Annotated in this window: 16 protein-coding genes and 4 tRNA genes; 2 read left to right on the plus strand and 18 right to left on the minus strand. The window is 58.5% G+C overall.

Annotated features, from left to right (window positions below):
* The gene (gene pgfA / locus ACZ6ZO_RS08140) at positions 1 to 939 is read right to left on the minus strand and encodes a cell envelope lipid trafficking protein PgfA (RefSeq protein WP_465291838.1); all 939 of its coding nucleotides are present in this window, start codon (positions 937 to 939) and stop codon (positions 1 to 3) included.
* Positions 940 to 991: 52 nt separating this feature from the next.
* Between pgfA and ACZ6ZO_RS08145 the strand changes: the two genes are divergently transcribed.
* On the plus strand, positions 992 to 1,495 hold the full coding sequence (locus ACZ6ZO_RS08145) for a GNAT family N-acetyltransferase (RefSeq protein ID WP_465291840.1): 504 nt from the start codon (positions 992 to 994) through the stop codon (positions 1,493 to 1,495).
* 119 nt (positions 1,496 to 1,614) lie between these two features.
* Here the strand turns inward: ACZ6ZO_RS08145 and rplL are convergent, their stop codons facing one another.
* The 13 genes from rplL to ACZ6ZO_RS08210 all read right to left on the minus strand — a co-directional run bounded on the left by rplL (position 1,615) and on the right by ACZ6ZO_RS08210 (position 8,643).
* Positions 1,615 to 2,004 carry a 50S ribosomal protein L7/L12 gene (gene rplL, locus ACZ6ZO_RS08150; RefSeq protein ID WP_182387006.1) on the minus strand — a complete coding sequence of 130 codons (390 nt, stop codon included), beginning with the start codon at positions 2,002 to 2,004 and terminating at the stop codon, positions 1,615 to 1,617.
* A gap of 75 nt (positions 2,005 to 2,079) precedes the next feature.
* Positions 2,080 to 2,598: a 50S ribosomal protein L10 gene (rplJ, locus tag ACZ6ZO_RS08155; protein WP_343159142.1), complete on the minus strand. Its 519-nt coding sequence runs from the start codon at positions 2,596 to 2,598 to the stop codon at positions 2,080 to 2,082.
* Positions 2,599 to 2,886: 288 nt separating this feature from the next.
* Positions 2,887 to 3,297, minus strand: coding sequence for a DUF2752 domain-containing protein (locus ACZ6ZO_RS08160; RefSeq protein WP_465291843.1), 411 nt, complete (start codon positions 3,295 to 3,297; stop codon positions 2,887 to 2,889).
* A gap of 6 nt (positions 3,298 to 3,303) precedes the next feature.
* Entirely contained in the window at positions 3,304 to 3,711 is a 408-nt protein-coding gene (locus tag ACZ6ZO_RS08165; protein WP_232843344.1) for a CD225/dispanin family protein, read from the minus strand.
* A 244-nt stretch (positions 3,712 to 3,955) separates the two neighbouring features.
* Positions 3,956 to 4,660 (minus strand): 50S ribosomal protein L1, encoded by a 705-nt coding sequence (rplA, locus tag ACZ6ZO_RS08170; protein WP_182387009.1) that lies wholly within the window; start codon positions 4,658 to 4,660, stop codon positions 3,956 to 3,958.
* Between the two features lie 94 nt (positions 4,661 to 4,754).
* On the minus strand, positions 4,755 to 5,189 hold the full coding sequence (gene rplK / locus ACZ6ZO_RS08175) for a 50S ribosomal protein L11 (protein WP_182387010.1): 435 nt from the start codon (positions 5,187 to 5,189) through the stop codon (positions 4,755 to 4,757).
* Between the two features lie 190 nt (positions 5,190 to 5,379).
* Positions 5,380 to 6,180, minus strand: coding sequence for a transcription termination/antitermination protein NusG (nusG, locus tag ACZ6ZO_RS08180; RefSeq protein WP_182387011.1), 801 nt, complete (start codon positions 6,178 to 6,180; stop codon positions 5,380 to 5,382).
* Between the two features lie 123 nt (positions 6,181 to 6,303).
* Entirely contained in the window at positions 6,304 to 6,633 is a 330-nt protein-coding gene (gene secE / locus ACZ6ZO_RS08185) for a preprotein translocase subunit SecE (RefSeq protein ID WP_182387012.1), read from the minus strand.
* A gap of 37 nt (positions 6,634 to 6,670) precedes the next feature.
* Positions 6,671 to 6,743, minus strand: a tRNA-Trp gene (locus ACZ6ZO_RS08190).
* Between the two features lie 156 nt (positions 6,744 to 6,899).
* Positions 6,900 to 6,971 (minus strand) — tRNA-Met (locus tag ACZ6ZO_RS08195).
* Positions 6,972 to 7,008: 37 nt separating this feature from the next.
* Positions 7,009 to 7,081, minus strand: a tRNA-Thr gene (locus ACZ6ZO_RS08200).
* 397 nt (positions 7,082 to 7,478) lie between these two features.
* Positions 7,479 to 7,560: transfer RNA gene (locus ACZ6ZO_RS08205), tRNA-Tyr, on the minus strand.
* 75 nt (positions 7,561 to 7,635) lie between these two features.
* Positions 7,636 to 8,643 (minus strand): polyprenyl synthetase family protein, encoded by a 1,008-nt coding sequence (locus tag ACZ6ZO_RS08210; RefSeq protein ID WP_420839182.1) that lies wholly within the window; start codon positions 8,641 to 8,643, stop codon positions 7,636 to 7,638.
* Between the two features lie 199 nt (positions 8,644 to 8,842).
* Between ACZ6ZO_RS08210 and ACZ6ZO_RS08215 the strand changes: the two genes are divergently transcribed.
* Positions 8,843 to 10,090: a geranylgeranyl reductase family protein gene (locus tag ACZ6ZO_RS08215; protein ID WP_465291847.1), complete on the plus strand. Its 1,248-nt coding sequence runs from the start codon at positions 8,843 to 8,845 to the stop codon at positions 10,088 to 10,090.
* Here ACZ6ZO_RS08215 and ACZ6ZO_RS08220 read toward each other — a convergent pair.
* From ACZ6ZO_RS08220 to menD, 4 genes are all read right to left on the minus strand, one after another.
* The gene (locus ACZ6ZO_RS08220) at positions 10,087 to 10,767 is read right to left on the minus strand and encodes a demethylmenaquinone methyltransferase (protein ID WP_407926300.1); all 681 of its coding nucleotides are present in this window, start codon (positions 10,765 to 10,767) and stop codon (positions 10,087 to 10,089) included. The two genes, ACZ6ZO_RS08215 and ACZ6ZO_RS08220, sit on opposite strands and share 4 nt — an antisense overlap.
* 41 nt (positions 10,768 to 10,808) lie before the next feature.
* Positions 10,809 to 12,008, minus strand: coding sequence for a glycosyltransferase family 4 protein (locus tag ACZ6ZO_RS08225; protein ID WP_220463911.1), 1,200 nt, complete (start codon positions 12,006 to 12,008; stop codon positions 10,809 to 10,811).
* A 96-nt stretch (positions 12,009 to 12,104) separates the two neighbouring features.
* On the minus strand, positions 12,105 to 12,548 hold the full coding sequence (locus tag ACZ6ZO_RS08230) for a DUF3592 domain-containing protein (protein WP_182387016.1): 444 nt from the start codon (positions 12,546 to 12,548) through the stop codon (positions 12,105 to 12,107).
* Between the two features lie 2 nt (positions 12,549 to 12,550).
* Positions 12,551 to 14,167, minus strand: coding sequence for a 2-succinyl-5-enolpyruvyl-6-hydroxy-3-cyclohexene-1-carboxylic-acid synthase (gene menD, locus ACZ6ZO_RS08235; RefSeq protein ID WP_465291850.1), 1,617 nt, complete (start codon positions 14,165 to 14,167; stop codon positions 12,551 to 12,553).
* Positions 14,168 to 14,176 lie beyond the last annotated feature (9 nt).

The raw sequence follows: 14,176 nt of genomic DNA on the forward strand, positions 1-14,176 counted from the left end.
CTAACGTTTCCGACCAATCACGCCGAACACTCCCAACAACCCCAGCAGAGTTAAGCCGATACCCACTCCCGCAGCGACTCGATTCAAGATCCTGATAACCGAGCCGTCATTGATACTTTCGGCTTGAGAAAGCATCTCATTACGCGAGGCTTCAGCCATCCGGCCGTCGAAAAGCAGCACCTGCTCCTTCTTCTCCCCTTCTCGCGTGCCGTAGAAATCATCCACCTTTTCATGGATGTCCACCACCAGCCCCGACTTCTGGTCCACGTAGAAGTCGCGGGTGCCGGAGTGGAAGAGGTACCCCTGCTCCCCTTCATCCAACTGGGTGGTATTAAACGGGCCGGCATAATTCATCGCGACATTCGTCGGCTCGATGTCCTGCCGGTAGCGATACACCGTGCGCCCTTGAATCTCCATCTCCTCTTGAAAGGTCGCCGGCACGGCCTTGCGCAACGTCACATCGAATACCTGGTAGGTCTGCTGCGCTGAATTGACGGGGAACTTCACCCACAGCGAATCAATAGACACCTGGCGGGTGGCGCTGGCAGGCTGGTCCGCGAGCGTCGCAGGGGTCAAGGCCTGGCCGGTGTAGCGATCCAGCCGGTAGCTCCAAACGGTGGCGTCGATGAGCCGATCAAGCTCGTCCTGATTACTGCCCCGCATCGTGGTGACACCCAACCGTGTGGTCACGGAATTAGCATCCACCGGGTCCATGAATTCAGCATGATACTGGCGGGTGACCGGTACAGTCACCACTTTCCCCTGCTGTCGCACCAGCGTCTGAGCTTGCTCGTCTTGCAGCGTGACGGTAGTGTTCCGCAGGTCCAGTGGCATCCGACCATCAAAATGGAGGAACTGCGGTGCCAGAAATCCCCACACCAGCAACATGACACCGAGGCCAACTGTCAGCGCGGAAAAGATTCGGGACTTAGGAAGCATGGTGAACATCCTACCTGGCCCACGTCGCACCTGAAGGAATACACTGCCTGATATGCACAGCCCCACCGTAAGACCAGCGGCCCCCGCAGACGTCCCCGAGATCCACCGACTCATCCTGGCGCTCGCCGAATACGAACGCGAACCAGACGCCGTACGGGCAACAAGCAGGCAGCTTCACGACGCCCTATTCAGCGACAACCCCGCCGTGCACGCCATAGTCGTGGACTCCCCGGAAACCTCCGAGCACACCCTCGACGGCTTCGCCCTCTGGTTCCACAACTACTCCACCTGGGAAGGCACCCACGGTATCTACTTAGAAGACCTCTACGTTCGCGAAGAACGCCGTGGCCAAGGCATCGGCGGCGCACTACTGAAACACCTCGCAAAGCTAGCCGTGGAACGTGGCTACGCCCGCATGGAATGGTCCGTTCTGAAATGGAACGAACCCTCTATCCAGTTCTACCAGCACATCGGAGCTTTTCCACTCTCAGAGTGGGACACCTACCGGCTCACGGGTGACGCCTTGAAACATCTAGGTTCTAGGCGCGAAATTTAGCGTACGGATGGGACGAATCAGGCCTCAGAAATCCCATCCGTACGCTAAATCTATGGTGCACCTACGGAAAAACCCGCTCACCAAAGCGGTGAGCGGGTTTGATGCTTGAAAAAGCGAGATTACTTGAGGGTAACCTTTGCGCCAGCCTCTTCGAGCTTAGCCTTAGCAGCCTCAGCGTCGTCCTTGTTAGCACCCTCGAGGATAGCCTTAGGTGCGCCCTCAACGAGCTCCTTAGCTTCCTTCAGGCCCAGGCCGGAAACGATCTCGCGAACAGCCTTAATAACGCCGATCTTCTTTGCGCCAGCGTCCTCGAGAACGACGTCGAACTCGTCCTTCTCTTCAGCAGCAGCGGCAGCGTCGCCACCTGCAGCACCTGCAGCAGCAACTGCAACTGGAGCAGCAGCGGTGACCTCGAAGACCTCTTCGAATTCCTTAACGAACTCAGAGAGCTCGATGAGGGTCATTTCCTTGAAAGCTTCAATGAGCTCGTCCTTGGTGAGCTTAGCCATGGTGGCGGTCCTTTCGTTTGTGTGACTCTGGTGAGTCAGGGAAGTAAATGGTTTTGTTTTCCCGGCGGTGGGAAATTATTCGCCCTGCTTCTTTTCCTGCAGCGCAGCGCCGAGGCGTGCGACCTGGGAAGCAGGAGCGTTGAACAGGCCTGCAGCCTTTGCCAAGTTGCCCTTCATGGCGCCAGCCAGCTTTGCGAGAGTGGTCTCGCGGTTGTCCAGCTCGGCAATAGCGTCGACCTGAGCTGCGCTCAGAGCGTTGCCATCCATGTAGCCACCCTTGACCACGAATGCCTTGTTGTCGCCACCAAATTTCTTCAGTGCCTTAGCAGCATCTACAGCCTCGCCCTTGATGAAAGCAATAGCGGTAGGACCGGTAAGGAGATCATCAAGACCTTCAATGCCAGCTTCCTTAGCAGCCAGCTTGATCATGGTGTTCTTGGCGACGGAGTACTGGACATCAGAGCCCAGAGCACGACGCAGTTCGGTGGTCTGCGCCACAGTCAGGCCACGGTACTCGGTCAGGACGATCGAGTTCGCAGCTGCGAACTTCTCCTTCAGCTCTGCCAGAGCAGCGGTGTTCTTTGCGTTTGCCATTACTTCGCCTCCTTCCTCATGTATATGTACATTGTCCGCCGAGGTTTCTTGAACAAACAAAAAACCCCGTGCAAGAGCACAGGGAACAAACTCACATACTGTGAGGATGGACTCTAGTTACTCCTGCGTGGGCCGATCCCCTAGTGGGAATTCCTTCGACCTCTGAAGTGAGGTGACCAACGGTCTTCGGTGAAACTTGAGCTACGCCGTTTGGCACGGCGGTTCAAACTTCGCTAGGTACTCTAGCCGTTACCTAGCGGAAAACACAAATCGCCAGCCCAGTGGGTTTTACACCTGCAAACTGCGAAACGGTTCAAACGGCAGTACTCGGATCACAAACCACACGGCGATGAGCACCCCGACGACGACAGGTGCATGCTTCCATTGCAAAAAGTCAGGGATCTTCTTCCCACAAGTTTTTCCCAACCAAGCCACCCACGCCCAAATCAAGATAAGAACGAAGAGGAGCCCGAGGGCGTTGTAACGAAGCGCATCGCTAAAGCGTAATTGCGTGAGGCACTGAATCATTCGCATGGAGCCACACCCCGGACAGTTGATTCCCAGCAATGCCTTAGTCGGACACACTGGGATCACACCACCAGGGGTTTCTGGGTCTGCGACTGCGACAGCAACGCAGCCACAGACTGCCGTAGCACCAACGAAAAGCGGAGCAACCGGATGTGAAGTTATCCGACTCACCTGAGACTAGACGGAGGAACCAAGGTCACCGAGTGAGTACTGCACGGCGATGCTGACGATGCCAACAATAATGCCGGCCACCACAGAGATGATTGCCCACAGCTTTGCCTTGTTTGCAGAATTGCGGGCGCCTTCCCTGTCGCCCATATCCCATTTGCTGTTGACCTGAGTAGCGAACACGATCGACGCGATACCGGTTGGTACACAGCACAAGACAGTGGCCAAGATCGCCCAAACAAGGTAGTTTTGAGGGCGTTCGTCCATCAGTGGCTGATCAGAGTAGCCGGAATTCGGGTAGCTACCAGCTGCGCTGTAAGCATCGCCCGAGTTCTGGCTGTAAGGGTTGTTGTTATTCCCCTGGCCATACTCGTTGCCAGAGTTGTTGTCCTGGAATGGGTTCTGCGGTGTAGTCACAATTTCTTCCTTACTAGTAGTTGAGACAGAATGTCAGATTATCAAGGCTCACCGTGTCGCGCTGAGAAACGATTTCACATCTCTGCGACCTTTGGCCAGTAATCCGCTCGTTTCTGCACGTCAACGGCGTGATAACAGATCGAATACAGTTTTTGTATCGAAAGTAAGATGCCTGCACCACGGAGATTGTTCCCGGGAAAGTAAAAAGTCCTCGCTTGGAGGCGAGGACTTTCAGAGATAGGGATTAACCTGCGTAGTTCTTCTGAACGCTGGTGTCCACTGGCAGGCCTGGGCCGGTGGTGGAAGACATGGTGATCTTCTTCAGGTAGACACCCTTGGCGGAGGATGGCTTGAGGCGCAGCAGCTCGTCGATGAGCGCGCCGTAGTTCTCAGCCAGCTTCTCAGCGTCGAAGGAAGCCTTACCGATCAGTGCGTGCAGGTTGGAAGCCTTGTCCACGCGGAAGGAGATCTTGCCGCCCTTGACCTCTTCGATTGCCTTAGCAACGTCGGTGGTCACGGTACCGGTCTTAGGGTTAGGCATGAGACCACGTGGGCCCAGGACGCGGGCAACGCGACCAACCTTGGCCATCTGGTCTGGGGTTGCGATAGCAACGTCGAACTCGATGGTGCCAGCGGTGATCTGCTCGATCAGCTCGGTGGTGCCAACGATGTCTGCGCCTGCTGCTTCAGCCTCGGTTGCCTTCTCGCCCTCAGCGAAGACTGCAACGCGGACGGTCTTACCGGTGCCGTGTGGCAGGTTAACGGTGCCGCGAACGAGCTGGTCAGCCTTACGTGGGTCAACGCCCAGGCGGATGGCAACGTCGACGGATGCGTCGAAGTTCTTGGAGGAGGTCTCCTTGACCAGCTTTGCAGCCTCGAGTGGGGAGTAGATGCGGCCGGCGTCGATCAGCTCAGCAGCAGCCTTGTATGCCTTAGAGTTCTTGCTCATTGTGAAAAATCCTTAACTGATTTGTGTGGTGTGTGCGGGCCGGAGCTGGCCCTGCCACAGGAATGACGCCCTATGGGCGTCGTTAAGCGAGTGCTTATTCGCCCTCGACGACGATGCCCATGGAGCGGGCGGTGCCGGCGATGATGCGTGCGCCTGCCTCGACGTCGTTAGCGTTGAGGTCTTCCTTCTTGGTAGTGGCGATCTCGCGGCACTGATCCATGGTCACGGTGCCGACCTTCTGGGTGTGAGGAACGCCGGAACCCTTCTGCAGGCCAGCAGCCTTGAGCAGCAGCTTCGCAGCAGGTGGGGTCTTCAGCTTGAAGGTGAAGGAGCGGTCTTCGTAGACGGTGATCTCAACTGGGACCACGTTACCGCGCTGGTTTTCAGTCGCAGCGTTGTAAGCCTTGCAGAATTCCATGATGTTGACGCCGTGAGCACCGAGTGCTGGGCCAACTGGTGGTGCAGGGTTAGCCTGACCAGCCTGAATCTGCAGCTTGATGAGGCCGGAGACCTTCTTCTTAGGAGCCATCGATTAAACCTTCTTTCCGTGGTACCGCCTATTTCGCCATCGATGTTGTTCGAAATAGACGTCCGGATGCCCACATGCGTGAGCCACCGGGGATGATTATGGGCGCGAAAAGTTTTACGCGCGATGCTCTACCATACGGCAAAGCCCGCCGCAGCACCAAATTGCTGTAGCGGGCTTACCGACGCCGTAGTTAGGAGATCTTTTCCACCTGATCGAACGTGAGCTCCACTGGGGTCTCGCGACCGAAGATAGATACCAGAGCCTGCAGCTTGCCGTTTTCTGCATCGATCTCGGAGATCGTGGCCGACACGGATGCAAGCGCACCTGTGAGGATGGTGACAGCCTCGCCGACCTGGAAGTCCACCTGAGGCGCCTTAGCCCCTTCAGATACTGGCTGGGCGATAACCTTCTCGCCGTCAGCGGTGGTCTGCTCCACGTCGCCCTCCGCAGGTGCGGTCTGTGGCATGAGGAACTTAGCGACGTCGCGGTGCTTCACTGGGGTCGCGTTGCCTTCGTTGCCGACGAAGGACGTGACGCCTGGGGTATCGCGAACGACAGACCAGGAGCGATCGTTAACTTCCATGCGCACGAGGACGTAACCCGGCAGCAGCTTACGCTTGACCAGTTTCTTCTTGCCGTCACGAATCTCAGTTACTTCTTCGATAGGCACAACCACATCGAAGATCGAGTCTTCCGCTTCAAGGGTCTGGGCGCGCATGTCCAGGTTGGCCTTCACCTTGTTTTCGTACCCCGAGTAGCACTGGATGATGTACCACTGGCCGGGTAGCTTTTTCAGCTCACGGATGTAGGCACGAAGGCGGGTTTTGTATTCGGCGAGAGCAGCATCTTCCGCAGTTGCCTCAGTATCACCGAGAGCTTCAGCAACCTGCGCCAGCTCAGCATCACTTGCTTGCTCTTTCGCGTCAGCAGCCTCGGCGGCATCAGTCAGATCGGTATCGAGATCCGTCTCAGGCGTAAATTCGTCGCTCATTGTGCACTTTCTTGCTTGAGGGTTAAGCCAGTTGTTAGCCATCCTACCCGGAAGGCATGGGCAATAAATTATCCCGCCGTACCCTTGGGGTACTCGGCGGGATTATCTGGGTGTTTAGTTTAACTATCCGGCGAGGATTTTTTCAACTCCGAGACCAGCAAGGAAATCCACTCCGGATACCAGTGCAGTCACAAGAATGAGGAAGAGGAAAACCACGATGGTGTAGGTGACCATTTGCTTGCCAGTGGGCCAAATAACTTTCTTCAGCTCCGAGCCAACCTCGGGGAAGAAAGTGGCAACGCCACCACCAACTTGATCTTCACCAGCGCTCTTAGCGGAAGCTTTCTTAGCTGCGATCTGTGCGGAAGAGGTGGTAGAAACTCCAGTGACCTGACGCTTACCAGCAGGGCGAGCAGCAGCCGCCGCATTTCCTGGTTGACGATCTTCAGACACCTAAGCTCCTTGGATTTTACTGATGAAGGTTTCCTTGCAGGGGCGACAGGAATCGAACCTGCAACCTACGGTTTTGGAGACCGTTGCTCTGCCAATTGAGCTACGCCCCTTCATGCACCACTCGCAACGAGCGATACGGAACCACTCTAGCTGAAACTGACCTAAATTCAAATAAGGCCAGCCACCAAGGTGACTTTCAATATCGAAGCAACTGTGCAAAGAGTCCCCACACTCTCGCGTAAGGACCCCGCACACATGTGCTTCGGTAGCGATGGCGAGAATTGAACTCGCGACACAACGATTATGAGTCGTTTGCTCTACCACTGAGCTACACCGCCACGTTCATTAATCAGCACAGGACTGAAAAAAGAACAGAGCCCCCTGACAGAATCGAACTGTCGACCTTTTCCTTACCATGGAAACGCTCTGCCGACTGAGCTAAGGGGGCACAGCTTCTCTTGTGCCTGGCAGTTTTACCTGCCCGCTCCGTTGAAGCCTTCAAAAGAATAACCGGATAACACTGCAATAAACAAATCACGTGGTGAGAGGCTATTTTTTTAAGTGACAATGCACCAGATTAACAGCCATGTCGAGTTGGTTGCGGGACGTCTAACTTCCATTTTTACTGCTGCGCCTCCTTAGGAGTGCACACCAAACAAATCTGCCCCATGCTACGAAAAATCCCCCTACCACCACCTGGCATTATGCAGTAGCAGATCACCTAACATGGGGCAGATAATGAGGCGGGTACAAAAGAGGCAACACATCCACCTGGAGGGCATTTAACCCACCAGTCAACTAAAAACCCGCCTTCCTAGAAAATCTAGAAAGGCGGGTTGTGATTGTGCCAGATGATGGATTCGAACCAACGTAGGCAATGCCGACGGATTTACAATCCGCTCCCTTTGGCCGCTCGGGCAATCTGGCTCGCACTCAAGGTGCGTTACACACTCTACTACGAACACCACCGACTTAAGCAAATCGGCAGGTCATTAGCTATTTTTATCCGACTCGGGAGACGGTGATCTTAGCGAGCGTGCGGAGCGCTTCGGTGGCTGCGCCTGCTGGGAGGAGATCGAGTTGGGCTTCGGCGTCGGCAAGCAGTGCGTGGACGTCGGCAAGTGCCCGCTCGCGGCCGGTGGACTTTGCGAGCAGATCGAGTACCTCGGCGAGGAGGGCGTCATCGCCACCGATCGGGCCGGTGAGTTTAGCGCGCAGCGCGTCGCCCACTTCACCTTCCTCTGCGAGCGCATAGAGCACGGGGAGGGTGAAGACACCTTCGCGCAGGTCAGTGCCTGGGTTCTTTCCGGATTGGGTGTAGTCGGAGAAGATGTCGATGATGTCGTCAACAATCTGGAACACCATGCCGATGTCGTAGCCGAACTTACTCAGCGCCGTTCGAATCGGCTCGGGTGCACCGGAATGCAACGCTCCCAGGTATCCGGCGGAGGCGATGAGCACGCCGGTCTTTTCCTTGATCACGTCCATGTAATGCTCGATGGGGTCCCCGCCACGGGCACCGACGGTCTCGCGCATCTGCCCGGTGACCAGGTCATGGAAGGTTTCTGCGAAGTGCGCGACAGTTTCCACCCCAAGTTCGGCCATGATTCGGGAAACGTTGGCCAGCAGAATGTCACCAGCGAGAATAGCAACAGAGTTATTCCACCTCGCGTTGGCGGAGTCAACCCCGCGACGCTTGTCGGCTTCGTCCATGACGTCGTCGTGGTACAGGGTGGCCAGGTGCGTCATCTCAACGATCGTCGCCGCGGAAATGACCTTTGGCGAACACGGCGCGGAACCATACTGGGACGCGATGAGGGCGAACATCGGGCGGAAACGCTTACCCCCAGCTTGGGCGAGGTGGAGAACCTTATCCGTAACGAAGTCCTCACCGCGAGACAGCTCCTGTCGCAGGAGTTCCTCCACCTGGCTGAGGCCTGCTGTGATCGAGGCGGTCAATTCCGGGTCACCCAAGGAAACCTGCGTGGTATTTCCTGCGGTGGCGGTCACTTGGGTGACAAGCTGTTCTGGTTTTTCACCAGTGTTAGGCAAGCCGGCTTGGCCGTTGCTCATTCGTCGTAGCCCTCGATCTATACTGCGCCCCCCTGCAAGAGAGGCCAAACGGATTAACTAGTTAGGTATCTACGGTAGCTTAAACAATTCCGACATACACACCCTGGGTGAGTGTTTCTGCTTTGAACTTGTCACAATGGAAGACGTGAGTGCAATCTTCTCAACGGATGTCCTGATCATAGGGGCCGGCCCAGCTGGCGCCGCCGCCGCCTTTTACGCCGCTAAGCAGGGGCTTTCTGCGCTGCTTATCGACGCCGCTTCCTTCCCACGCGACAAGACCTGCGGCGACGGCCTCACCCCTCGTGCCATGCACCAGTTGGAGAAAATCGGCCTAGCGAAGCAGATCACACAGCGCTACTCCTCCCGCGGCCTCAAGCTTCATGGTTTCGGCGGTTCCATCGAGGCCCCCTGGCCCCAGTCGACCTTTGGCGACGTTGGCTCAGCCATGCCCCGCACCGAGTTCGACAACCTGTTGGTGCAGCATGCCCTCACCCAAGACGGGGTCACGGGATGGTTCGGGGCTGAGGCCGGGGAACCAACGCTCGCGCACGGGCAAATTTCTGAGGTTCAGGTGCGGGTGGATGGCGTCGTAAAGCGCGTGCATCCCCGTTATGTCATCGTGGCTGATGGGGTGCGCTCGACGTTCGGCAAGCTGCTGGGGCGCAGGTGGCACCGCGGTGAAGTGTATGGGATTGCTGCGCGCTCCTACTGCTCTACCCCGATGAGCGATGAGCCGTGGATCCACTCGCACCTGGAGCTGCGGTCCTCCGACGGCGACGTGCAACCCGGCTATGGGTGGATTTTCCCGCTCGGCACCGGCTACGCGAATGTTGGCTGTGGCGCGCTATCGACTGACGCGCGTCCGGCCCGCGTCAATACCAAGAAACTGCTGCGCAGCTACGCGGCGTCGGTACGCGAGGAGTGGCAGCTTGGGGAGCCGGAGAATGTCGCGAGCGCGCTGCTCCCCATGGGTGGCGCGGTGTCGGGTGTTGCGGGCCCGAACTGGGCCCTGATCGGCGATGCCGCTGCCTGCGTCAACCCGCTCAATGGCGAGGGCATCGACTACGCTCTGGAGACCGCCGAGCTCGCTATCAAGCTCTGCTCCCAAGGTAAGGATCTTTCTCTCGTGTGGCCGTTTACGCTGCGGGAACACTACGGTGAAGCCTTCCTGTTGGCCCGGACCCTGGCTCGCGCCCTCACCTACCCGCAGTTCCTGCCGGTGTTCGGTCCGGTGGGGTTGCGGGTGCCCGGCGTAATGAACTCCGCAGCACGGCTAATGGGCAACCTCATCACCGACGAAGACCGCGACGTGGTCGCCCGCGTGTGGCGTGGCGCCGGGCACCTGCTTGCTTCACGACGCCACAACACCCCGCTCTGGTCCTAAGGCTTAACCGCAGAATGCAGCGCCACGATTCCGAGGGTGAGGTTCTGCCATCCCGCGCCTGCCCAACCATTGTTGTTGATCCGGCGGGCGAGTTCTTCCTGATCCGGCCAGGCACGAATGGAGTCAGCGAGGTACTCGTAGGCGGTGGGGTTGGAACTGACGGCGCGTGCAATCGCTGGCAGTACCCGCAGCACGAGGGCGTAAGCCTGGGAAAATACCGGCACAATCGGGGTGGAAAACTCGGCGATGCATAGCCGACCACCTGGCTTGGTGACGCGCGCGAGCTCCCGGATCGCAGCCTCGTGGTCATGGATGTTGCGCAGGCCGTAGGAAATGGTCACGGCATCAAACGTATTGTCCCGGAACGGCAGCTGCATACCATCGCCGGCCACTTTGGGAACATCGCGGTGCTTGCCAGCAGCCAGCATCCCTAAGGAAAAATCGCAGGCGATACAGGTGGCGCCGGACTTGGCTAGTTCGACGGTAGACACGGCCGTGCCGGCGGCAAGATCCAGCACCAGTTCTCCGGGTCGCAGCGCCAGGCGCTCCCGGGTCCGGCGACGCCAGTGGGCATCGATCCCCAAGGTGAGGATGGTGTTGGTGATGTCGTACTTCTTGCCTACCTGGTCAAACATCCGGGCCACGTCAACGGGTTGCTTGTCCAGAGTTGCCTTAATTCCTTTTTTAGCCACGCCCTTAAATGTAGCCGAAGTGCGCGCTAGCTGATTCGCGCGCCCAGTGCCTTCGCTGCCCACAGTGGGAGCTCTGGACGTGGGCCAAAGATGGTGAGCGGCACGCGTTTGGACTGCTCGATCACGGCGTCATAGTGCTTTATGAGCTGCTCGCACAGGCTCGACCAAGTCTTGGTCCGCACGGTATTGCGGGATGCGGCTGCGAAACGATCGTAGCGCCGTGGGTCCAAAATCGCGTCGACGGCGTCTGGAAGCTCCTCAGAGAAGGTCTCCACATCGAGCAAATCCCCATCCACACTTGGGGTGATGAGGTCAATGGGGCCACCCGCGCGCGGTCCGATGGTCGGGATGCCGGAGGCGTGGGCCTCCTGAATCGCTTGACAGAACGTTTCGAACTCGCCGGTGTGGACGAATAGGTCCAGGCTGGCGTATGCGCGAGCCAGGTCTTCCCCTCCCAAGGCTCCCATAAACACTGCCGTCGGGAGCAGGGATTCCAAGTGTTGCCGCTCCGGCCCATCGCCCACAATAACGAGCTGCAAGTCATCCCGATCCGCCAACGAAGCCAAGCGATCTACTCCCTTTTCCGCAGCCAGGCGCCCGACGAATCCGACGATCCGCTTGGAACGGGTGGGGTCCCAGGTAGTGCGGAGCTCTTCGCTGCGCTTGGAAGGGTGGAACCGGACGGTGTCGACACCACGACCCCAGTGGTAGATCTCATTGATCCCGTGCGCTTCCAACTCGGCGATGGTCACCGAGGAAGGTGCGAGCGTGCGCTGACACATGTTGTGCAGCGTGCGAGTCCATTCCCAGCTCGCCGCAGCCAACGGGGTGAGCTTGTACTTCGTGGCAAATCCCGCCACATCAGTTTGGTACACCGCGATCGCCGGGATGCGGAGCTGACGTGCGGCCAGCGCCCCAGCGCCACCAAGCACGAATGGTGAGGCGAGGTGGATGATATCCGGGTTGAAGTTGCGAAGCGCCTGGGTGACTGCCGGGATGGGCACGCCCACTGGGAGGGAGTTGATCAGTGGCACCATGATCGTGGGGACACGGAAAATCTCGAACCCAAGGTAGGACGGGATCTCTTCCTCGAAGTCGCGGGCGCCTGGTGCGATCACCAGGGCCTCGTGGCCATGCTCGTGCAGGTGTTCCAGCACGCGCAACACCGAGTTGGTGACGCCATTGACATTTGGAAGGAAGGACTCAGCAACAATTGCAACTCGCATGGAATCCATACTCTCCTTTGAAAGCCACCACAACCTTGTCAGAAGGTTAAGTTAGGGAAACATTCCGGCAAACGTTTCGAACCGCAATCCTAACTCTTAGCCCCCTTCCAACAGCGCGGCGCGCAGGTTGAGACGCTTACGCCACCACCCCAGCAGGGTGAGGAGCAGCGCAAACACGGCAGTTGAGATGAGGAACACACTTGCGGCGGGTAGCAATGCCAGAGTCCAATTGCGCCCTTGCACCTTCACCAGCTCAGGGTCACGTTTGGAATACTCGACCCACACCCGCTGGCCCTCCCCTAGCCCGCCGGGGTAAAGCACTCCAGTTTTGGGGGCGTGGAAGAGACCTGCTTCGTCTTGGTAGTCGATTGTGGTGCGAAAGGATGTCACTGAGGTGACGCGAGCAAGTGCCCGCCCATGGTTCTGGGCAATCTCACGATCGTTGAGCAGCGGCCCAATAACGAGCGCCGCACTACCGACTACTGCGCACAGGTAGAGCGCGAGAACAAGCTGGGTGACCCTGCGGTGAATGCGGTGCATGACTACCAGGCTACGGCCTTGGCGATCTCTTCGTGCAGGTCACGTCGCCCATCGCGGGTGGTCACTGCTTCGATCACACGAAACTGTGGCGGTCCCTCAATGCCATCGAGCAGCTTATCGACGAGCTCCTGCACACTTTCCGCCCGCTCGTAGCCGACGCCGTAACCAGCACAAAGCTCAGCAAGGTTCACATCGTGTGGCGTACCGAAGACTCGCTCGAAGCGGTCACGGTATTCTTCCGCGCCTTGTTCCAGGGTTTCAAAAATGCCGCAGCCGTTGTCGTTAGCCACCACGATGGTGAGATTTTCTGGGCGCGGTTCGTCCGACCCGATCAGCAGTCCCCCAATGTCGTGCAAGAAGGTGACATCGCCGAGCAGGGCAACGGTCCGGGGCGCCCGAATCTCAGCTGGATATTGTGCTTGGGTGGCCAGCGCAATCCCGATGGTCTGGCTGACGGTTCCGTCGATTCCGGCTGCGCCGCGCGGGGAGTAGGTAGACACGCCGTCGAAAGGCAAGCCGACGAAGGCAACATCGCGGATCGGGTTGGACGCCCCAACGACCAGGGTGTCCCCCACCCCCAAGGTATCTGCGATCGCGGCAGCGGCATGCAGCCCGGTGAAGTCTGCGCAGCTTTCCAACCCGTCCCGCACCGCATCCGCAGCGAGCTGGCCTGCGGCTTCACAGATTTTCAGCCACTGCGTGGACGGCTGCCCGGTGACACGCACCGTGGATGCCACCCGGCGCGCCGCCCCGGTCGGGTCGGTGTAGTTTGCCGTGCGGGTGAGCACGGTGATGTCGATGTCCTTATCCTGGGTCAGTTTGAGCACCCCACGGTGCAAAGTTGGGTGCCCTACCACCACGATCTGCTCTGGCTTGGTGTGCACCACATAGTCCTCGGCGGACACCTGAGGTTTGTGGAACACGTGGGCTGCGAGTGGATGCACCGCGTTGTGTGGCGCCGGTGCGGTTGGTTCGGCGATGGTGGGTACATCCTCCAGGCCGGGGACCTGCCAGGCACCGTCGCCTGCGATGACCAAAGTGTTTTTGGAAAGGTCAATATCAGCTACGCCCCAGTCGGTGTGACCAAGCGAGATGTCGTGGACGTCTGCGGTGACCTCAGGAGCCTCGCCCACCAGCGGGTTACGGAAGGCCACGTTCACGTGGGAGACCGGATGAGCTAGTGCGCGTCGTAAGGTTGCGGCGGCGGTCTCCGGTCGGGTCTCCACATCGATGCCGAAGGTCGTGGCATACGGCTCGAACAGCCCACACTGTTCGATGGTTTGGGAGGCGCCGGTGCCGACGAAATAGCGCGGGCGATCCGCTGACAGGATCATCAGAGGCGTGTTGGTCAGGTGCGCTTCGATCACCGCGGGCAGGGTGTTCGCCACCGCGGTACCGGATGTCATCACTACAGCTACCTGGCGCTTTTGCACTCGGGCGATGCCGAGGGCGAGGAAGGCGGCGCTGCGTTCGTCGATACGCATGTGCAGCTTGAGCGGGGACCTGGCCAGCTCCAGCAGCAGCGGGGCGTTGCGCGAGCCGGGGCACGCAACAACGTCGGTCATCCCATTGGCAACCAGCTCAGCAACAATTCGGGCAGCAACATCCGTAGCGGTCATGTGGCCATA

This window comes from Corynebacterium sp. NPDC104732, from assembly GCF_055583565.1.